Here is a 19,676-nt window from a genome sequence, read left to right as displayed (position 1 = left end):
TGAGGAGTTTTATTTGCCTTATCTCTCAAATTTACCTATCCCCATTAGGCTTTACCGTGTGCGGAAGCCAGCTTAATCCATGCGATCTACCGTACTTGGTTGCCTGATATTGGTTGAAATCGTCCGAAGGAGTGGAATATAATGAACTCAATTCATAATATCGAGGTGGATGTATAAATGAGCGCTCCTAGTCTACAGGCTTTTCAGGATCAAGTTTCCGAGTTGTTGCTCCGTCACCGCAGTCTCTTGGATGTTCTGTCAAAAAATGGTCAAACCAATGCCTCAGTCAACCGGGCCGTTACCAAGGCCATCACAGAGTGCGGATGCATCGAGCTCCACGCCACGAAGCAAGCCTTCGATATCGACGCTAATCTCGAGTCAGCCCGAGAACTGGCTGGCACCCACGTCGAAGGCCATCTATGCGAAAATTGCCGTGAGGCGGTAAGCGCTGAGCTTGGCCGCAGCATATTCTATATGTCTGCCCTTGCAAATCTTCTGGACATTCAACTGGATGAAGTCATTGTTAAGGAGTCGCAGAAGTGTTCGACATTAGGGCTTTTTAACCTGTCATAGACCCGCTTTTATGTTCAAACGGTTTTAACCGTCAGGTATTCCATGCATACAAAAAAAAGCATTTATCTCGCTGCTTAAGCAGGGAAATAAATGCTTTTTATTTTGGGTATATGCGTTAACGGTCTGAGGAGGAGTAAGCCTCGTCAGAGTTGTGGTCATCTTTTTTCCGTCGTTTTTTGCGGGAAAGTCTGCGGAAATTCTGCTTCAAGCCATAGCCTGCGTAAAGTACCAGCGGAACAAAAATCAGCTTGGAGGTCTGCTCCGGAAAGAACACGGCAACCATGACTGCCCCAATAATGACGATCGGGGTAAATTTAATTGCGGTTTTCGGAATGCCAATCTTCTTAAAGTTAGGGTACTTCACCGCGCTAACCATGAGATAAGATAAAAGTAATACAGCAAAAATCATATAAGGAGCGGTAATCTCTTCATGGAATAACGCCAAGGTTGCAAGCACGCCTCCCGCTGCGGGGATCGGCAATCCAATAAAATATCCCGGTATGCCCGGACGAACATTAAATCTGGCAAGCCGCAATGCACCGCACATCGGAAATATAGCGGTCACCGTCCAAGCCAGTGCAGTATTGATATCCGTAAACGCTACGGTATACATAATGAGTGCCGGAGCTACACCAAAGGAGATCACATCGGATAATGAATCAAGTTCCTTACCGAGTTCGCTTTGAGCATTCAATGCCCGGGCTACCCGGCCATCCAATCCGTCAAGAAGCATGGCAACGATAATCATAATAGCAGCCATACTCGTTCGACCTTCCGTCGCTAAGATGATACCCACCATTCCGAGAAACAGATTACCTAGCGTAAACATGTTCGGAATTGATTTCGTCATTATTATATTCACCTCGTTAAATGTGCACTTCGATCATCGATTGTAGGCCTTTTAGATTTGTCTGTCAATGAAAACTTGTTCCTGCAATCGTTTTAGACCTTCTTTAATGGTGCGCGCACGTACTTCGCCAATCCCGTCCACTTCATCAAGCTCGAGGATCGAAGCGGCCATAATGCTGGACAAATCCTGGAACTGGTCTACCAGATTACGAATAATTACATTCGGCAAGCGAGGGATTTTGTTCAGGATACGGTAACCTCGCGGCAGGATTTCCTCCTCTGAAGCAGCAGCGGAGGCCGGATAACCGAGCAGCCTTACAATATGGTGAATATCCAGCAATTCCTCATCGGTTGAACGTTTCAGTGACTGTATGATCTCCCGGACCTTCTCTTCGCTGTACTCCCTTGCATAGTCTGCATACAGCAGCCAAGCCTCTTCCTCTATATTGCTTACGAGCTCATCCATTTGCATGCTGATCAAACGGCCTTCGTTGCCAAGCTCGTTAATGTAGCGCTTGATCTCTTTCTTGATGCGGAGCACCATCTCCACTCGTTGGATCACATTGACGACTTCCGGAATGGTAACCAGCTCTTCAAATTCGGAAGCGGAGAGATTGGTAAGCGACTGGTTAAGCACCACCCGGTATCGCTCCAAAGTCTGTATAGCCTGATTGGCTTTTGTTAAGATGACGCCGATCTCCTTCAATGAATAACGAAGCGCTCCTTGGTACAGCGTAATAATATTCCGACGCTGCGAAATGGACACGACCAGTTTACCTGTCTGCTTCGCCACGCGTTCCGCCGTTCTGTGTCTTATTCCTGTCTCGATGGAGGAAATCGAGGAATCCGGAATGAGCTGAGTATTCGCATATAGAATCCGTTTCAAGTCTTCACTTAAAATAATCGCGCCGTCCATCTTAGCCAGCTCGTATAAATAGTTTGGCGAAAAATCGCAGTTAATGGAGAAGCCGCCGTCAACCACTTCCATTACCTCCGGGCTATACCCCACAACAATCAGGGCCCCGGTCTTTGCCCGCAGCACGTTCTCCAGTCCGTCGCGAAACGGCGTTCCCGGTGCTACCAGCTTTAGCAAATCATTCATTTTGTCCAGTTGGCTCGTTTCTTTCACCTTCATATGCCCCCTAATCTAACGCAACCGCTAATGCATCTGCAACAGTATTTACTCCTATAATTTGGATTCCTTTCGGATGCTTCCATCCTTTCAAGCTCTTCTCCGGCATGAGCACACGCTTAAAGCCCAACTTCTCCGCTTCCCTTACTCTTTGTTCGGCTCGAGATACAGCACGTACCTCGCCGGTCAGGCCTACCTCGCCAAATATAACATCGTAGGGCTTCGTTGGAATGTCACGGAAGCTGGATGCAATACTTACCGCTATGGCCAGATCCACGGCTGGTTCATCAAGCTTCACGCCTCCCGCAACATTCAGATAAGCGTCCTGCGTCTGCAGGTACATGCCCATCCGTTTCTCCAGCACGGCAATAATCAGATTCATTCGATGATGATCCACGCCTGTGCCCATCCGCCGCGGAGACGGAAAATGGGTAGTGGAGATAAGAGCCTGCAGTTCGACAAGAACCGGGCGGGTTCCCTCCATGCTCGCAACAACCGTCGAACCTGCTACGCCTAAAGGCCGTTCGGATAAAAACAGTTCCGATGGATTCCCGACTTCGCGAAGCCCATCCTCACCCATCTCAAAAATGCCGATCTCATTCGTTGAACCGAAACGGTTCTTCACCGCCCGAAGCAAGCGGTACGTATGATGACGCTCTCCTTCAAAATAAAGCACACAGTCCACCATGTGCTCCAGCATCCTAGGTCCTGCAATCGCACCTTCCTTGGTCACATGACCAACCAGGACGGTAGCAATGCCCTTCACTTTTGCCAGCCGCATGAAGCGGGCAGTACACTCCCTCACTTGGGAAACGCTGCCCGGCGCACTCGTTACCTCTGGCAAATACACCGTCTGGATAGAGTCAATGACAACGAAGCCGGGCTGTACGTTCTCAATGGCTTCCTCGATCGATTCCAGATTGGTTTCACAGAGGACAAACAGCTCCGGAGACAACGCCCCTAGCCGGTCTGCACGCAGCTTGGTCTGGCGTACGGATTCCTCACCGGAAATGTACAGAACACGTATGCCATTTTGGGCCAGGCGATTAGAGGCTTGCAGCAGCAGTGTGGATTTGCCGATACCGGGGTCGCCGCCTACTAACACAAGCGAGCCCGGGACAAGTCCGCCCCCGAGCACACGGTTCAGTTCCGCTATGCCTGTCTGGATTCTGGGTTCTTTGCCGCTTTCTATATTTATGATGGAAAGGGGTTTTTCTTTACTATGAAAAAGAGGGGAGTTCATCCCCTGCGTCTTGATTACCGTTTCGGTTTCTTCCACCATGGAATTCCATGATTGGCAGCCGGGGCATTTTCCGAACCATTTGGGTGCTTCATAACCACATTCGGTACAGAAAAATTTCGTTTTAGTTTTTGCCATGTAAGTCTCCTTTATGTCGCACATCCTTTGTCGGATTTCGTAAAACCCTGCAAATTCAGGCATTACTCAAAGTTTACCATTTCTTATAATTGGGCGTAAAGGATAATTGGGAACTTTACGCGAAAGCAGGGATATTTACTTCAAATTTGAAGGATCCGGGGTATATCGACAATATTATTATTGATTATTAGCGTATGGAAAACGATCTCCACTTCGCTGCCGGATCATTCTTACGATCGCTGTTAAAACCAGGAAACTGGAATTGAAACCATGGTGGTTTCCGGTTTTAAAGGCGAACGCTGTCGCTTCTTCAGAAAGATTCCTTCCTCTTCATAAAAGAGATCCGCTTTCATGCCGCTTCCCCCCGTCAAATCAAAAACCCCTGCTGGATTGATTTCCAGCAGGGGTTGAAGTGCTCTTATTCCGTTTCGGTGGAAGCGGTGTGGGCCTTTTCGTTCTTGTTTACAACGAGCTCGCCGTTCTCTTCATCGATGATGAGCGAGTCTCCTTTGGTTACGTTGCCTTTCAAGAGCTCTTCGGAGAGACGATCCTCGATGTGCTTCTGGATAGCCCGGCGCAGAGGACGAGCACCGAAAGCAGGATCGTAGCCTTCCTTCGCTATAAAGGCCTTCGCCTTGTCTGTGAGTTCGAAATGCACTTCGAAATCTCTCAGACGCTTGCGCAGCTCGTCGGACATGAGGGTCACAATCTCGGCAATGTGTTTCTCTTCCAGAGAGTGGAACACGATGATCTCATCAATCCGGTTCAGGAACTCTGGACGGAAGCTCTTCTTGAGCTCATCCATTACTTTACCCTTCATGTTGTTATAATCGCGTCCTGCATCCGTCACGGCTGTGAAGCCAAGCGTAGAGTTCTTCTTGATCGCTTCCGCACCTACGTTGGAAGTGAGGATGATCAGGGTGTTACGGAAATCAACCACACGACCCTTCGAGTCAGTCAGACGTCCGTCTTCCAGCACTTGAAGCAAGATATTGAATACCTCAGGATGCGCCTTCTCGATTTCATCGAGGAGAACAACGGAATACGGCTTGCGGCGTACCTTCTCGGTCAATTGGCCGCCTTCTTCATAGCCGACATATCCTGGAGGCGCTCCAACAAGGCGGGATGTGGAATGCTTCTCCATGTACTCGGACATATCGATCCGTACAACGGCGTTCTCATCGCCGAACATCGCCTCAGCAAGCGCACGTGCCAGTTCGGTTTTACCTACTCCAGTAGGGCCGAGGAAGATGAAGGAGCCCATTGGACGCTTCGGATCTTTCAGTCCTGCACGTGCCCGGCGAACGGCCCGGCTGACTGCTTTAACCGCTTCTTCTTGACCAATCACACGGCTGTGCAGAATTTCTTCCAAATTGAGAAGACGCTCAGTCTCTTCTTCTTTCAATTTGTTGACCGGGATTCCCGTCCAGTTTGCTACCACGTCGGCGATATCCTCTGGCGTTACCTCGGAATCGGTGCGGCCTTGTTTTTCTTTCCACTGATTCTTGGTGACTTCGAGTTCTTCACGCAGCTTCTGCTCCGTATCACGCAGAGCGGCAGCCTTCTCAAATTCCTGACTTTGAACTGCTGCATCTTTCTCTTTGCGGATGTCTTCCAGATGAGCTTCCTGATCTTTCAGATTTGGCGGTATGGTATACGTATGAAGACGAACTTTCGAACCCGCCTCATCAATCAGGTCAATCGCTTTATCCGGCAGGAAACGGTCGGTAATGTAACGGTCGGACAATCGTACGGCCTGCTCGATCGCTTCGTCTGTAATTTTTACACGGTGATGGGCTTCGTAACGATCACGCAGTCCATACAGAATTTGAATAGCTTCTTCCGGTGACGGCTGATCGACCGTAATCGGTTGGAACCGGCGCTCCAGCGCGGCATCCTTCTCGATATATTTGCGGTATTCGTCCAATGTGGTTGCCCCTATGCACTGAAGCTCCCCACGTGCCAATGAAGGCTTAAGGATGTTTGAAGCGTCAATCGCTCCTTCCGCACCTCCTGCACCGATCAACGTATGCAGCTCGTCAATGAATAGAATGATGTTGCCCGCTTGGCGGATCTCATCCATGATTTTTTTGAGACGATCTTCAAACTCGCCGCGGTATTTGGTTCCTGCAACTACGGAGCCCATATCCAGCGTCATGACTCGTTTATCGCGCAGAGTCTCCGGAATTTCATTATTAATGATGCGCTGAGCTAACCCTTCAGCAACTGCTGTCTTACCAACACCGGGTTCACCAATCAATACCGGGTTGTTCTTCGTACGGCGGCTCAGCACCTGAATTACGCGCTCAATCTCTTTGCCCCGGCCAATAACTGGATCCAGGTTGCCTTCCTTGGCGCTTGCCGTGAGGTCACGGGCTAGACTATCCAATGTAGGCGTGCTTACATTCTGCGGTGTGCCATGATGACTGGATACCGCCTCACTGCTTCCAAGCAGCTGCAGCACTTGCTGACGGGCTTTGTTCAGGCTGATGCCCAGGTTGTTCAGCACGCGTGCCGCAACCCCTTCACCCTCGCGAATCAGCCCCAGCAAAATATGCTCTGTGCCGACATAGGTATGGCCAAGCTTGCGAGCTTCATCCATGGAAAGCTCAATTACTTTTTTGGCTCTAGGCGTATAAGCAATATTGGTTGGCTGCTCCTGCCCGCGTCCAATCAATGTTTCCACTTCATCTTGAATCTTCTCAAGACCGAGTCCAAGACCGATCAGCGCTTTGGCTGCAATGCCGTCTCCTTCACGAATAAGTCCAAGCAGGATATGTTCCGTACCGATATTGTTGTGCCCCAGACGTACTGCTTCTTCTTGAGCCAATGCAAGCACCTTTTGTGCACGTTCTGTAAATCTGCCAAACATCATCGTATTGCACCTCCACGTTTCGATTAATATATTAAATCTCGTGAATTTCGGTGTATCGCCGCTAAGAAGACGTTACAAACCGTTATCCAATGTAAAACGAGATCGTTCCTTAATGATTACCCAATGTTTCTCTGATAAGCTTTGCCCTGTACATGTCCCGTTCGGAAGGATCCATGCCGATACCATAGGTTTTCTGCAGAAATCCAGGCTGTGTTTTTACGTTCAGCTCATTCATGACCGATATATCTGGCCCCTCCAGCAGGCCCAAATCCACACCCAGCCGAACATCGGACAGTCGCTGGGCCGCTTCCTTGGAATCCATAACTGCCGCATAGGAGAGTATCCCGTAAGATCGCATAATCCGATCGGTAATACGCAGCTTGGATTCACCCAGAAGTCTTGCTCTGGCATTCTTCTCATGCTCAATGATTTGCAAGGCGACGCTATGAAGATTCTCAATGATCTCTGTTTCGGTTTGACCGAGTGTAATCTGATTCGAGATCTGGAACAGATTTCCCAGTGCTTCACTGCCTTCACCATAAATTCCTCTAACCGTTAAACCGACCTGGGATACAGCCGAGAGGATCCGGTTAATCTGCTGTGTCATCACAAGCGCGGGCAGATGCATCATAACCGATGCCCGAAGCCCCGTACCGACATTCGTCGGACAGCTCGTGAGATATCCGCGTTTGTCATCAAACGCATAATCGATTTCGGACTCAAATACATCATCGAGCGCTGTCGCACGGGCCCATGCCTCACGAACCTGAAATCCGGGATATAAACACTGTATGCGCAAGTGATCCTCTTCATTGATCATAATGCTGACGGATTCATCTTCTGTCAGGATGACTGCACCGTTTCGGGATTCGTTCGCCAGATTGGGGCTAATCAGATGCTTCTCAACGAGAACCCTCTTATCCAGCTCATCAATCTCACTTAATTTAATTACATGCAAATTCCCGAAATCCTGCAAATCCTCCTGATCTTTATCCTCAAGCACACGGGTCAAACGCTCCAGCACTTCTCCCGACTGCTGATCCGTTGCAAGCAGCGGGAAAGGAAGATGCTGCAGATTGCGCGCCACCCTGACACGGGTGCTGATGACAATGTCGGAATCCTGACCGTTTCCACGCATCCACTCGCTCAGCGCCGAATCGGTAAACCGGAGATTAGACATCACGCATTCCTCCTATTAAAGTGCAAAACCATAATTGTTATTCCTGAGCTATGTTCTTCTCCAGCTCACGGATTTGATCGCGGATCTCGGCAGCTGTTTCAAACTCCTCCTGCACGATCCGCATCTGAAGTTCTTTCTTAAGCTCATCGATCTGGCGCTTAATCTGTATTCGGCCGCCTGAACACTTCGGCACCTTCCCGACATGGGAGGTACCTCCATGGACTCGCTTAAACAACGGGTCCAATCGATCCGAAAAATATTTATAACACGAGCTGCAGCCAAAACGCCCAAGCTTGCTGAACTGGGAATACGTCATCCCGCATTCTTCGCATCGCAGTGACTGGGCTGTTTTTGCACCAGGGCTCTGCCCTTTGCCGGCAGGATCCAAATCCAGCAGACCCGACAGCAAACTGTGTATAGAAAAACCATTCGACGTGCCGGGGATCAATTCCCCTTTTTCACGGGCACAAGTTTCACAAAAATGGAACTCGGTTTTCTCCCCGTTCACAATTTTGGTGAAATGAAGTGTCGCCGGCCGTTTACCACATTCTTGGCATAACATAACTCCGATGCCTCCTTACACAGACTCACTTACCCAATAAAGAAATAAGCATTGCCTTCATCAACCTTGCGCGCAGCTCATCCCGAAGTGGAAGCTTCACATTCAGGCACTCCCTGGAAATCGCGGCCCGCATCAGACTGGCCTCCCGCCTTGTTAGAAACCGGGCTTCTTCCAGCTGATAGATCAATCCTTCAGCTACCGTCTGATCGATCATGGTGCCGATGGTGTGATGAAGATGCTGATGTAATGCAGCATGCTGGGGAAGCTCAATACGCTGAATGCGTATGTATCCGCCTCCCCCTCGCTTACTTTCGACAAGGAAGCCCTTCTCCAGCGTGAATCGTGTACTGATCACATAGTTAATCTGAGATGGAACGCAAGAAAATTGCTCCGCCAGATCGTTTCGTTGAATTTCAACGGTACCTTCCGGACTTTCCTGCAATATACTCTTCAAGTATTGTTCGATAATATCCGAGATATTACGCATGATCTGTTCATCCTCCACTGATTGAAACGTTAAGACGGATAGTGACCTTACACGTCCGCACAGAGCCTTACGTTCATTTAACCATAACCAAAATCAACGAACCTGCCAGCTGACTTTGACTTTCTTTGACTTTAATCTTATTATAGCACAATTTTTCATTTTGCCAAGAGGGCCTCCGCGAATATCAACAAACTTTTCCTTCTTATTGTACCCACTTTCCCAAGCACTTATAGCCTCTATTTGAAGAGCACGTTCAAACCTGCAATAATCTATCATAAAAAAACAGCCTGAAAGCCGAACATATCGGGCCTTCAAGCTGCTTCTTTAAGAGCATAATCTCATTGTAATTATATATAAATTACGCATCATAGCTGATCAAATAATGCTGCAACTCTGTATTGTAATAACCAATGCTGTACTCGATGATGCTGCCCGTCCCGTCATAAGAAGACCTTAATCGCTTCAACAGCGGGGCGCCTACGCTCACGTCCAGCAATTTAGCTGTCGCTTCATCTGCTACGGCAGCGAGAAAGCGATCCTTGAAATTCTCCAGCGTAATTTGGCTCTCCTCGATGCGGTCATACAATGAGGGCAGTTCGGTCGAACCGAACGCTTCACCCATATCTACTTGAGATGATACATAGTGGGTATAGTAAATAAACGGACTCCCATCAAGCAAATACAATCGTTCGATGAGTAAACAGCGTTCACCAAACTTCTGGAACAAATCGCTGTCAGGCTCATTATGTACCCATTCTGTCTTCAGGTGCCGCTTCCGAATCTGATGTCCCTCTTCAACCAGAATCTCCGTAAACAGCTTTCCCTTGGAAAGCTTGGAGAAGGATGTATTCCGGGTCACCATCGTCCCCACTCCGCTGCGCTTCTCTACATAACCTTCCTGATACAGTTCCTGGATCGCATTGCGAACCGTCATTTTACTGACATTGAATTCTTGTTCCAGCTGCGGCTCCGAAGGAATAAGAGAACCTAGGGGATACTCCCCATGCAGAATCCGATCTTTAATGATCTTCTTGATTTGCAAGTATAGCGGACCGTTCTTCCGCGTGATCGACATGCCACTCCTACCTTTCCACGTCAGACATATGATGACTCATCGCCTGCAGGACTTCACGTTCGTTCGCGGTCGGCGTATCCCCCGTTACGGTATGGGCCAGCATTGCCGCAGCAGCAGCAAAGTCAACTGTCCGTCCCGGATCGAATCCCTCCGCTATCCCGTGAATGATCCCACTGGCATAGGCATCCCCCGCTCCAATGCGGTCATGGACGGAAAAGGTTAGAGTCTGGGAAAAATAGAACGTTCCATCCGTGTAAAGGTAACCTTGCAGGGAATGGGTATTATCACCGTTGATCTTGCGGTGAGTACCCGATGCAACCTTAATATTATACTTCGCCGTCACCTGCGGGATCAACTCCTGCAGCTGTTCCATCCGATCCTCCCGGGTCGTCTCCATGCCAAGGATATACATGGCGTCTTTCTCATTCATAAATACGATATCCGCCAGGCTCAGCATTTCTTCATAGTGCGGCTTGGCAAATGAATAACGATCTGCTCCCCATAAGGAAGGGCGGTAATTGCAATCGAACACAACCGTGCCGCCATTCGCTTTGACTTCACGGGCCAATGCCTTCATCTGTCCCCGTACGGTATCGTTCATGGAGAGCGTTATGCCGCAGAAGTGGATAATATCAATCTGTTCAGCTATCGCACGGAAATCATACATGGAGTCCTCAGCCGTATTAAAGCTGCTGCCCAATCGATCCGTATAGGTCACGCGTCCAGGCCTGACACCGAATCCGTTCTCCAGAAAATACATGCCCACATACTTGCCGCCACGGCTGATTAGCGATGTGCCGATCCCAAGCTTACGCAGGTAAGAGATCGCTGCTTCGCCAAGTGGATTGTCCGGGAGCGTGCTCACTAAATATCCGTTATGACCAAGCCTTGCCATGGCCGAAGCGATATTCACACCCGTCCCGGAGAAGGAATAATTCAGATGACTCTCTTGAGCCAAGGATGCATATCCCGGTACTTGCAGACGCATCATCACTTCGCCATACGCAGCTATTCTCTTAGGCATATTGATCAACCAGTGCTTTTAGCTTATGGTGCAGCTCTTGAACATCACTAATGATCGTATCTCCGCTTGCGGAGTCGATAATTGACGAGTACACGTGAGGGATAATCTGCTGTACTCCGGCTTCGAGGGCGATGCGAACGATAGCTTCAAAATTGTCTTTATCAATTCCGCCTGTAGGCTCAAGCGCAAATCCTTCCTCTGCACATGCCTTCGCTACCGCGCGGTACTCATCCTCCAGCTTCAGGCCCTGCATCGGGAAATACTTCAACGCATTGCCGCCCATATCGCGGACAAGAGCGATAGCTGACTTCACAGGTACGATGGCTTTGTCAGATCCGGCTGCGCTCACTGGCCCGGTGCTGATGTTCACATATCCCACTTGACCGGAAGGAGACACGAGGCTGTTAATCCAGCTATCCTCACCGCCCAGATTGGCACGTGTTGCCCCAACCGCAGGAAATACCTGATTGATATGCGTCCCAGGGTAGCTCTTCACGATCTCGGCTACCACGGCAGCTTGACGATTATCGCCCGCTCCCAGCCCGATGGATACCGCATCTTCAATAGCGGCGCCATATTCCTTCATCGCGGACACAGCCTCTTGCGCGTTCGGATAATTCTTGGATAACACACCGACCAGAACATGTCCTTCCGAGGCTTCAAATATGTCCTTTGCATTCTGAATGCTGCCTGCAAGAACGTTCAGGGCCGTGCGGTTTTTGTAAAGACGTTTCTCCATGTTTGCCATCTTAGTTTCCCCCTGCAATCTGTTGTATTCTTGTAATAATGACTTGCAAATCATCACCGGACAAAGAGCGTGGATCAATATCAAAATACCCCTGACGAACTCCATAGTCCCTCGTATAAACGGCGATATCGCCTTCGCGAAGCTGGTCGTTCATGCTCTTGGCACTAACTCCTGCCGCTTCCTCATCCACTTTTACCCGTCCTCGGAAAATCGCCCTACCAGCTTCATCCTGCACAATAGTTACCTCAATACCCGGTAAATTCGACAGAGATTTCATTTGCTCAAGGGCGGCCTTTTCCTGCTCGCTCTTGTCTTCCTTGACCATATATTCGTCCAATGCCTGGAGAAGCCCAAACGTCGTTTCCTTGCCTACCTTCATGCTGCGACCAATACCATGGAGCTGCGCCTTCACCCATTCGACATATTGATGCTTGCCACCCACGATGCCGGAAGTCGGACCTTCGATGGCTTTAGAGCCGCTGTATATAGCCAGATCTCCATACTTTACATACTTCTGGATATCCTCTTCCGCAGCAGCATCCACGATCAGCGGCACCCCATGTGACTGGGCTACTTCCGCCGCTTCCTCTACCGAGATCATATTCTTCTGTACACAGTGATGGGATTTAACATATAAAATAGCGGCTGTCCGCTCATTAATCGCCTCGGCAATATGTTCTTTACGACCTTCGTTGGCATATCCAACCTCAACCACCTTGCCGCCTCCGAGGTAAACCATCGTCTCAACCGGAGCTCCGTATTGCACATTATGCCCTTTGAACATGATAATTTCATTTTTTGCGATCGGCTCTTGATGGAGTCTATCGCTGCGCCGACGCTGACCTTCAGTAACAATACCTGCCACGGAAAGCGCAATTCCACTGGAAGCTGAATTAACAACAACCGCTGCTTCTGAGCCGAGAATACGAGCTATGTAATCGCCGGCCTTGTCTACCAAGTCCGCGATCTCGACGTAGCTCTGACCGCCAATCCGCATTGCCTCCATTACGCTGTTCGTCGGAGCTGATACTCCGAGAATACTCATACGCCCACTCGCGTTAACGACGCGTTTCAGTCCATATTTAGCATGTAACGAATGATCCATTGACTACCACTCCTCTGGCTTCAATATATCGGTCAGCTACTCGGACTTCCCCTTCGGAATCCGTTAAGCTCATAGCTCCCTGCTGCACCGCGAACAACGTCAGGTGAGCAGCGTCCCCGACCTGAATTCGGCCAAGCTCAGGCCTGTGCAGCCACGCCGCTGCTTGGTCCGTCACGGCATAAACAACCTCCTGCAGACTATAACCTAAATACAAAAATTTCGTCATCACATTAGCCAAGCTGTATACCGGACCATCGATGCGATTGCCGCGATATATATCGGTGCTGATGGTATCAAACTTAATCCCATGTTTCTTCGCATATTCCGCAACCAGGAACGAGAAGCTTGCTGTTCCGTGCCCCACATCCAGATGTACGCCGCGGTCTATCGCTTCCAACAATGCAGGGATCGGCTCTCCGGCCGAATCAAATAGATTGTTAGCTTTTCCGTTCAAATAATGTGTGATGATATCATCCTTCTGAAGCAGCTCCAGAACTTTCTCAATCGGAGGCGGGCCTGACCCGATATGAACCATGAGCGGGAGCGACGCTAACTTGGACAGCTCTCTGGCTAGTCGAAGCGGCTCTACCCCGTTGTCCTTGACTACGCTTTTGCTGATTCTTGCCTTGAGACCAATGATTAAATCCGGATATGTGCATACCGCTTTCTGTGCCTTTTCGGCATCAATCCACGCTAGGTGGGAAAGCTCATCGATCCGCTGAAGTCCGATATGGGAAATATTCAAAAAAGCAAACACATTCGTCTTGGATTTGGCAACCTCGCTTGCAAGGTCCCCGATCGTGTCGGCTCCGCAGCTCCCGGCATCGATAATCGTAGCAACCCCTTGCTTAACGCCGATCTCGTCGATGGCATCCCCGTAAGGATCGAGCTTGGCAACCGCATGAACATGCATATCGATCCAGCCGCTAGAAACATATAATCCTGTACCATCAAAGCTGTTGGTTCCCGAAGCTTTATTAGCTTCAGTTATCTCCGTGATGAATCCATTCTCCATAACAATGTCAAATGGTTTATCATCGTGTACGGTCTGTACATTATGCAGCACAAAACGCTGCTCCAATATCTTCATATCCTCACCCCTTTGGCCTTGCTTGTCTTTCCTGAACTCTACTTCAATCCGCCGATTTACATGGGGAATATTCGTAACGGTTATAGCATAGCACAGAACTTCGTTCACGTGAATATAACGTTATAATGTTTAATTGTTTTATTTGATTTCTAGACTGCTCCGGCTTATCGCATCCAATGAGATTGATATAGTATGGTTATGGTTCTATTTTGTGAGCATGATCTCCTTCCATTCCGGCACGAAAAAAGAGACCGCCCTCGACAGGCCGTCTCATTTGTTCTCATTCTATGATATTATTCATCTTATTCATATTTACCGGACACATGCGCAAGTCCCTAAGATTAAACTTCCACTTTCCGATCAATCAAATAGACAGTAGCATACAAGATTAAGACCGCTGCTACTACTTCAAAAGCAAATGCGCCCCATACCCAGGCATGATGCCCTTGGGAGAAAGTAAAGCCCGTGTAATCGATAACTGAAAAGGAAGCTACCGGTCCGCTGAATGCTGTATCATCTCCGAAGAGAAATTCACTAAGCCAGCCCAGAACATTTTGCAATAGGAAGAAAATCAGAATACCAATCCAGACGCCACCCTTCCTTGTTAAGCTGCTGGCCACAGCGATGGAAAAAAACAACGTTATCATCACGTAGATGAATTTCCATACTATGAACACCAAGAGACTGACATAATTAATCAATGACGAATCGGAAAAATGGATGACCTCCCACGGAAAGCCTGCAGCGCTCCCATAGTACCAAATATGCAGAGCCATCATTACGCCCAGGACCAGCAGGTTTGCACATGCGAGTGTTAGTGAGGAAGCCACAGTCCACACGGAGCGTACGGGGATCAGACGCCGATGATATGCTTTAATATTGTAGCCGAAGGTCTTGCCAGTCACCACAAGAAGCAGAACGCTCATCGAAGTGTAAGCCAACATACTTAAGACAATCATGACTGCCAGGTCCCAGTTCCTCACAGTGCCTAACACCGTGATTCCTATCTGTACCATCAGGAGGATGGCGAAGGCGCCAAGCAGCATCGTAGAGTTTCTTTTCCAGTCGTATTTCAACACTCTCATCATTCCGCATACACCTCTTTAAACATCTCATCCACGCTTTTTCCGTGTTTTAAGCGGATGTTCTCCACTTCGTCATACATGACAACCTCACCATCGCGAATAAATATGACTTCATCAAATATCCGTTCAATATCCCGGACAAGATGGGTTGAAATGATAATGCTGCTGTCCTCGTCGTAGAATTCCACGATGGCATCCAATATTTTTCCGCGAGCTATGGGATCTACCCCGCCGATGGGTTCATCCAGCATATACAGCTGGGCTTCACGGGACAAAGCCAGTGTTAACTGCAAACGTTCATTCATGCCCTTGGACAAGGAACTGATGCGATCATTGGTTTTTAAGTTCATGAATTCCAGCATTTTGCGAGCTTTCTCTACATTAAAATCCTCATAAAAATCCTTAAAGTATGCCAAGGCATCCGATACCTTCATCCATGATTCGGTCACGGGACGGTCCGGCATAAAGGATAACAAGCCCTTGGTCTCCAGACCGACCGGTTTGCCGCACACCTCCACACTGCCTGCTGTAGGATGGATCAGCCCAGCCGCCATCTTCATAAGGGTACTCTTTCCGCTGCCGTTGGTGCCTAGCAGGCCAATAATTTTTCCACCGCTTATCTCTAAATTCACATCATGTAATGCTCTTCGTCCCCCTGCATAAGTCTTGCTCACGTTCCGTACTTGTAACAGGTTCTCCATCATGGTATCACCTCTGCTCTAGATTTATGGCTGCTTCACAGCATCTTCCACGACCGTTATGATATCTTGCTCCGTAAAGCCAAGCTCCTGCATGCCGCGAATGAATCGTTCCAGCAGATCGCCGGCCATTTCTTTTTTAATCGCCATTATTGTAGACTCCTCACCTGTTACATATCGGCCCAATCCCCGCCGCGTTTCCACGATACCCTCACGCTCCAATTCTTGAAAAGTACGCTGCACCGTATTTGGATTTATTTGTAGCTCACTTGCTAATTCCCGAACGGACGGTATTTTATCTCCTGGCTTAAGATTGCCGATAATGATTTCTTTTTTTAGATACGTCATGATCTGTAAATAGATTGGCAGATTATTATCAAATTCTATACTCACTGTCGGGTTGCTCCTTTCCGCCGCTCTACCTCGTACTCTGGTTTCTTATGCGACATCCCTTTTTTTAAACGTAACAAAGCCTGTCAGCAGAAACAAGAGAAGGTATACAGCGAGCACAATCATTGAGAAGGTCAAGCTCATGCCGGGAACCGGAGAACTCGAGCCCCCGCTATATATGGATAGATCCACGTTCAGGAAAAGCAGGTATTTGGACCAGGAGTAGCGTGCAAGCAGCTGAACCACCATGCTCTCCATAATCACTATAAACATCCCAATGCCGATGGCAGGACCTGTTGATCTCGTGAGAATGCCTACCATAAAGGTTAACGTTACATATACGATGGTATACACCAGGTTGTTCACTGCAGCACTGAGCACATCGCCAAGAGTAACGGTGCCGCCATCCATGCCGAACGTAATTTGACCGGTCAGCACAGCTACTGCAAACATGAAAGCCACAAGCGTTATCAAGTACAACAACACGGCCACATATTTTGATGCCAAAATGGTGGAGCGGCTCTGCGCTCGTATAAGCAGCAGTTTAATCGTTCCCATGCTGTGCTCCTTGGCCACGGTTCCTGCTGTCACGACAATAGCAAGCAGGGTGAGCATTTGTCCCATTCCCTTGGTGGAGACAGCCATGTGGGCAAACTCATAGCCGGTATTCCCTCCGCCGGCAAACTTGTAGAGCATGAACGCTGTAAAGATCACCATTCCCGCTAGAAGTGCATATGGCAGAAAAAAGCTGCGTTTCTTAAACATTTTGAGCCACTCGTTCCAGACGAGATTTCCAAAGCTACGCAATGCGGTTGCCTCCTGTCCATTTCAAGAATTCTTCTTCGAGTGATGACTTCATCTCTTCCACACGGTAAATCCGTACCCTGGCGTCGCATAGAGATTGGATCAGTGTAGGTATATCCTCTTCACGAAGTTGAAGGGTAATCGTCCCCTCCTCCGCTTTGCTTTGCATGGTGATTTTCTGCAGATGTCTAATGGTTTGTTCAGCCATTGCCACATCATTCACGCGAATGCTTACCGTGGAAAGCTCTTCATTAACGGTTTTCGCCCCGATAGAACGTTCGGTGACCAGCTTACCTTCTTGAATGACAACCACACGACTGCACATAAGTTCCATCTCCGATAGCAAGTGACTGGATACGAGAATGGCAATTCCCTCATTTATAGCAATCTGTTTCAAGTAATCTCGCATCTCGCGGATGCCGGCTGGATCAAGTCCATTCGTCGGCTCGTCAAGAATAAGAATCGATGGATTATGCAGCAATGCCTGTGCTATTCCTAGCCGTTGACGCATTCCCAGAGAATAAGCACGAACCTTCTTGTGAATGGCATCTTGCAGCCCGACAAGCTTCACCACCTCCATAATTCTGGTTATGGTTACTCCATCGGTCATTCGCTGGTACTGTCTCAGGTTGTCATACCCGCTCATATAAGGATAAAATTCAGGATTCTCGATAATGCCGCCAATATGGCGGATCGCTTGAACAAAATCGGACTTGATGCTGTGTCCCTTCACCCGCACATCACCATGGGACATCTCGATCAATCCTACAATCATCCGAATGGTTGTCGTTTTGCCTGCACCGTTTGGTCCAAGCAAGCCTACAATTTCACCGCGATGAATGTCGAAGGTTAGGCTGTCTACAATATTTTTCTTGCCAATTGTTTTGGTGACCTGCTCCACGCTAAGAACGACTGGCCCTTTCTTGGCATCTTTCCTATTGGTGGAGGCCGACCCGCTTATTCCATCAACCAATTCGCCTGAGGTATTCTCAATATTCGTTGTTACTTCGTTTGAATCGTTTCCGCTCATGTATTCCACTCCTTAGTACCAGTGTTATAGTTAAATAGTACACTAGTGTTTTGGTTCTGTAAAGCCTAATTTATTAAATTCTATACATTGACATCCAAGGGTTGGGGAAATATACTGATTACATAACCAAATGGTTATGTATAATAGAGATGGGGGAATCGAATTGAGTGATTTATACCGTGCAATATCAGATCCCATCCGTAGGAAGATATTGAATATGGTTGCTCATCAGGAGCTGGCCCAGCTTGAGATCGTGAAAGCTTTCCATATCTCGCAGCCAGCCATTAAAAAACATCTTACGATTTTGATGGATGAGGAGTTATTGCTTGTTCGTAAGGAAGGGAAATACCGTTATTACCGGTTGAATACGCCGACTTTTCAGCGCGGATATGAGGAGCTTCAAGAAGAATTGGGTTCGATTCTGGAGAACAAATTGAGCAGACTCAAACAATATTTAGAGGGGGATGCCTAAATGACATCTATTTTCAAGCATGTAAAACGAGACATCATTATTCGCACTACACCGGAGAGAGTATGGTCGGCGTTAACCGATCCGCAAGAACGCAATCGTTGGGAAACCCGGCATTGTGAAATCGACTTAGAGATCGGAGGCCAAATAACTCTGGATTATGGCTGGGGCGTATCCTATAAAGGTACCATCGTGGAACTTGTCCCTCCTCACAAACTTACCCTCAAGGGAGAGGATGAGGAACTGACAATTTGGACAATTACACCGCATGCGGAGGGAAGCCTAGTCAGCATTGAATACACTGGTTTATGGTCTAATGAACGAGAATACATGATGATGGATAATATGGCTTTTGGTACATACCGATTTATGCGCAATATGAAAAGCGTACTGGAAGGACAATCTGATCTCCGCCCCACTTTCTGGTCCAGCTGGATCGGCGTAAATCATTATACATACCGTGATAACGGCATAGAGGGCGTTAAAGTCTTAGAAGTGTTTCCTAATACAACTGCTGACGGTGTCATCGAAATAGGTGACATTATCATCCGTGCGGATAGTGAGGTCATTCACGAGTATGATGAGTTTGAAGATAAAGTCACTTCTATGACACCCGGCGAGGAGATTGCGATCGAATTCGTTCGACACGGGACCCTACACCGTGCTGTGCTTCTCGCACTCCCTTATGGACTGAAGAAAGAAATTGAAGCTTAGCGAAGAGTAGTATATATCAGGCACATTGCTAATAATGCATGGACTACTGATGAAGTGCTTATTATCATTAGCCTAGAATTCTATAGACGATCCTGTCGGGTCGTCTTCTTTATGAAATGCTCCAAGAATCACTTTAGATGATATGAGGGCTAAGAATAGGAAAAGACCGTTATCGATGACTCGATAAAGGTCTTTATGGTTGTTCGCTTGGCGACGTCCTACTCTCCCGGGACCCTGCGGTCCAAGTACCATCGGCGCTGGAAGGCTTAACGGTCGTGTTCGGGATGGGTACGCGTGGAACCCTTCCGCCATCGCCACCAAACGGCTTCAGATGCTTGATCACCTGAAAACTAGATACGAAACAAAATTTGCAGCACTTTGAAATAATTAGGATAAGCCCTCGACCGA

Annotated in this window: 20 protein-coding genes and 1 rRNA gene; 3 read left to right on the top strand and 18 right to left on the bottom strand. The window is 48.3% G+C overall.

The features are described from left to right. Positions 1-177: 177 nt before the first annotated feature. The gene (locus ABEQ74_RS27065) at positions 178-573 is read left to right on the top strand and encodes a DUF1573 domain-containing protein (protein WP_430125327.1); all 396 of its coding nucleotides are present in this window, start codon (positions 178-180) and stop codon (positions 571-573) included. Positions 574-688: 115 nt separating this feature from the next. On the opposite strand, the gene pssA is transcribed toward ABEQ74_RS27065, so the two are convergent. The 17 genes from pssA to ABEQ74_RS26980 form a co-directional block, all read right to left on the bottom strand. Next, positions 689-1,426, bottom strand: a complete 738-nt coding sequence (pssA, locus tag ABEQ74_RS27060; protein WP_430125365.1) for a CDP-diacylglycerol--serine O-phosphatidyltransferase — start codon at positions 1,424-1,426, stop codon at positions 689-691. A 48-nt stretch (positions 1,427-1,474) separates the two neighbouring features. After that, positions 1,475-2,551 (bottom strand): DNA integrity scanning diadenylate cyclase DisA, encoded by a 1,077-nt coding sequence (gene disA, locus ABEQ74_RS27055; protein WP_430125326.1) that lies wholly within the window; start codon positions 2,549-2,551, stop codon positions 1,475-1,477. Between the two features lie 13 nt (positions 2,552-2,564). After that, positions 2,565-3,932, bottom strand: a complete 1,368-nt coding sequence (gene radA, locus ABEQ74_RS27050) for a DNA repair protein RadA (RefSeq protein ID WP_009594669.1) — start codon at positions 3,930-3,932, stop codon at positions 2,565-2,567. Between the two features lie 418 nt (positions 3,933-4,350). Beyond that, positions 4,351-6,807, bottom strand: coding sequence for an ATP-dependent protease ATP-binding subunit ClpC (gene clpC, locus ABEQ74_RS27045; protein WP_430125325.1), 2,457 nt, complete (start codon positions 6,805-6,807; stop codon positions 4,351-4,353). Between the two features lie 109 nt (positions 6,808-6,916). Further along, a complete protein-coding gene (locus tag ABEQ74_RS27040; RefSeq protein ID WP_430125324.1) occupies positions 6,917-7,987 on the bottom strand; it encodes a protein arginine kinase in 1,071 nt (356 codons plus the stop codon). Positions 7,988-8,024: 37 nt separating this feature from the next. Continuing rightward, positions 8,025-8,549 carry a UvrB/UvrC motif-containing protein gene (locus ABEQ74_RS27035; protein WP_430125323.1) on the bottom strand — a complete coding sequence of 175 codons (525 nt, stop codon included), beginning with the start codon at positions 8,547-8,549 and terminating at the stop codon, positions 8,025-8,027. 25 nt (positions 8,550-8,574) lie between these two features. After that, positions 8,575-9,036 carry a CtsR family transcriptional regulator gene (locus tag ABEQ74_RS27030; protein WP_430125322.1) on the bottom strand — a complete coding sequence of 154 codons (462 nt, stop codon included), beginning with the start codon at positions 9,034-9,036 and terminating at the stop codon, positions 8,575-8,577. Positions 9,037-9,394: 358 nt separating this feature from the next. Beyond that, positions 9,395-10,111 (bottom strand): GntR family transcriptional regulator, encoded by a 717-nt coding sequence (locus ABEQ74_RS27025; RefSeq protein ID WP_430125321.1) that lies wholly within the window; start codon positions 10,109-10,111, stop codon positions 9,395-9,397. A gap of 7 nt (positions 10,112-10,118) precedes the next feature. Then, on the bottom strand, positions 10,119-11,135 hold the full coding sequence (locus ABEQ74_RS27020) for a sugar kinase (RefSeq protein ID WP_430125320.1): 1,017 nt from the start codon (positions 11,133-11,135) through the stop codon (positions 10,119-10,121). Next, positions 11,128-11,883, bottom strand: a complete 756-nt coding sequence (dagF, locus tag ABEQ74_RS27015) for a 2-dehydro-3-deoxy-phosphogluconate aldolase (RefSeq protein WP_430125319.1) — start codon at positions 11,881-11,883, stop codon at positions 11,128-11,130. Before dagF ends, ABEQ74_RS27020 begins: the two co-directional genes overlap by 8 nt. A gap of 1 nt (position 11,884) precedes the next feature. Then, positions 11,885-12,988, bottom strand: coding sequence for a DgaE family pyridoxal phosphate-dependent ammonia lyase (locus tag ABEQ74_RS27010; protein WP_430125318.1), 1,104 nt, complete (start codon positions 12,986-12,988; stop codon positions 11,885-11,887). Further along, positions 12,966-14,069, bottom strand: coding sequence for an amidohydrolase/deacetylase family metallohydrolase (locus ABEQ74_RS27005; RefSeq protein ID WP_430125364.1), 1,104 nt, complete (start codon positions 14,067-14,069; stop codon positions 12,966-12,968). Before ABEQ74_RS27005 ends, ABEQ74_RS27010 begins: the two co-directional genes overlap by 23 nt. Positions 14,070-14,419: 350 nt before the next feature. Continuing rightward, a complete protein-coding gene (locus tag ABEQ74_RS27000; RefSeq protein ID WP_430125317.1) occupies positions 14,420-15,166 on the bottom strand; it encodes a hypothetical protein in 747 nt (248 codons plus the stop codon). Next, a complete protein-coding gene (locus ABEQ74_RS26995) occupies positions 15,163-15,864 on the bottom strand; it encodes an ABC transporter ATP-binding protein (RefSeq protein WP_430125316.1) in 702 nt (233 codons plus the stop codon). Before ABEQ74_RS26995 ends, ABEQ74_RS27000 begins: the two co-directional genes overlap by 4 nt. Before the next feature lie 24 nt (positions 15,865-15,888). Continuing rightward, a complete protein-coding gene (locus ABEQ74_RS26990) occupies positions 15,889-16,254 on the bottom strand; it encodes a GntR family transcriptional regulator (protein ID WP_054405468.1) in 366 nt (121 codons plus the stop codon). A gap of 45 nt (positions 16,255-16,299) precedes the next feature. After that, positions 16,300-17,058 (bottom strand): ABC transporter permease, encoded by a 759-nt coding sequence (locus tag ABEQ74_RS26985; RefSeq protein WP_430125315.1) that lies wholly within the window; start codon positions 17,056-17,058, stop codon positions 16,300-16,302. Next, on the bottom strand, positions 17,051-18,085 hold the full coding sequence (locus tag ABEQ74_RS26980) for an ABC transporter ATP-binding protein (protein ID WP_430125314.1): 1,035 nt from the start codon (positions 18,083-18,085) through the stop codon (positions 17,051-17,053). The genes ABEQ74_RS26985 and ABEQ74_RS26980 overlap by 8 nt, the downstream gene beginning before the upstream one ends. A 163-nt stretch (positions 18,086-18,248) precedes the next feature. On the opposite strand from ABEQ74_RS26980, the gene ABEQ74_RS26975 reads away from it, so the two are divergent. After that, the gene (locus ABEQ74_RS26975) at positions 18,249-18,557 is read left to right on the top strand and encodes a metalloregulator ArsR/SmtB family transcription factor (protein WP_430125313.1); all 309 of its coding nucleotides are present in this window, start codon (positions 18,249-18,251) and stop codon (positions 18,555-18,557) included. Beyond that, complete coding sequence (locus ABEQ74_RS26970) at positions 18,558-19,268, top strand: SRPBCC domain-containing protein (RefSeq protein ID WP_430125312.1); 711 nt, start codon at positions 18,558-18,560, stop codon at positions 19,266-19,268. Positions 19,269-19,473: 205 nt separating this feature from the next. On the opposite strand, the gene rrf is transcribed toward ABEQ74_RS26970, so the two are convergent. Continuing rightward, a 5S ribosomal RNA gene (gene rrf / locus ABEQ74_RS26965) occupies positions 19,474-19,590 on the bottom strand. Between the last annotated feature and the right edge of the window lie 86 nt (positions 19,591-19,676).

Origin of the sequence: Paenibacillus solani (assembly GCF_050475945.1) — a bacterium.
GTDB lineage: Bacteria > Bacillota > Bacilli > Paenibacillales > Paenibacillaceae > Paenibacillus_AQ > Paenibacillus_AQ solani_A.
This window is presented reverse-complemented; position numbering and strand designations above follow the sequence as displayed.

Excerpts from the sequence above, each read along its gene's own strand:
- ABEQ74_RS27065 (WP_430125327.1), top strand. The coding sequence starts at position 178 with ATGAGCGCTCCTAGTCTACAGGCTTTTCAGGATCAAGTTTCCGAGTTG.
- radA (WP_009594669.1), bottom strand. The coding sequence starts at position 3,932 with ATGGCAAAAACTAAAACGAAATTTTTCTGTACCGAATGTGGTTATGAA.
- clpC (WP_430125325.1), bottom strand. The coding sequence starts at position 6,807 with ATGATGTTTGGCAGATTTACAGAACGTGCACAAAAGGTGCTTGCATTG.
- ABEQ74_RS27040 (WP_430125324.1), bottom strand. The coding sequence starts at position 7,987 with ATGTCTAATCTCCGGTTTACCGATTCGGCGCTGAGCGAGTGGATGCGT.
- ABEQ74_RS27035 (WP_430125323.1), bottom strand. The coding sequence starts at position 8,549 with ATGTTATGCCAAGAATGTGGTAAACGGCCGGCGACACTTCATTTCACC.
- ABEQ74_RS27030 (WP_430125322.1), bottom strand. The coding sequence starts at position 9,036 with ATGCGTAATATCTCGGATATTATCGAACAATACTTGAAGAGTATATTG.
- ABEQ74_RS27025 (WP_430125321.1), bottom strand. The coding sequence starts at position 10,111 with ATGTCGATCACGCGGAAGAACGGTCCGCTATACTTGCAAATCAAGAAG.
- ABEQ74_RS27020 (WP_430125320.1), bottom strand. The coding sequence starts at position 11,135 with ATGCCTAAGAGAATAGCTGCGTATGGCGAAGTGATGATGCGTCTGCAA.
- dagF (WP_430125319.1), bottom strand. The coding sequence starts at position 11,883 with ATGGCAAACATGGAGAAACGTCTTTACAAAAACCGCACGGCCCTGAAC.
- ABEQ74_RS27010 (WP_430125318.1), bottom strand. The coding sequence starts at position 12,988 with ATGGATCATTCGTTACATGCTAAATATGGACTGAAACGCGTCGTTAAC.
- ABEQ74_RS27000 (WP_430125317.1), bottom strand. The coding sequence starts at position 15,166 with ATGATGAGAGTGTTGAAATACGACTGGAAAAGAAACTCTACGATGCTG.
- ABEQ74_RS26995 (WP_430125316.1), bottom strand. The coding sequence starts at position 15,864 with ATGGAGAACCTGTTACAAGTACGGAACGTGAGCAAGACTTATGCAGGG.
- ABEQ74_RS26980 (WP_430125314.1), bottom strand. The coding sequence starts at position 18,085 with ATGAGCGGAAACGATTCAAACGAAGTAACAACGAATATTGAGAATACC.
- ABEQ74_RS26970 (WP_430125312.1), top strand. The coding sequence starts at position 18,558 with ATGACATCTATTTTCAAGCATGTAAAACGAGACATCATTATTCGCACT.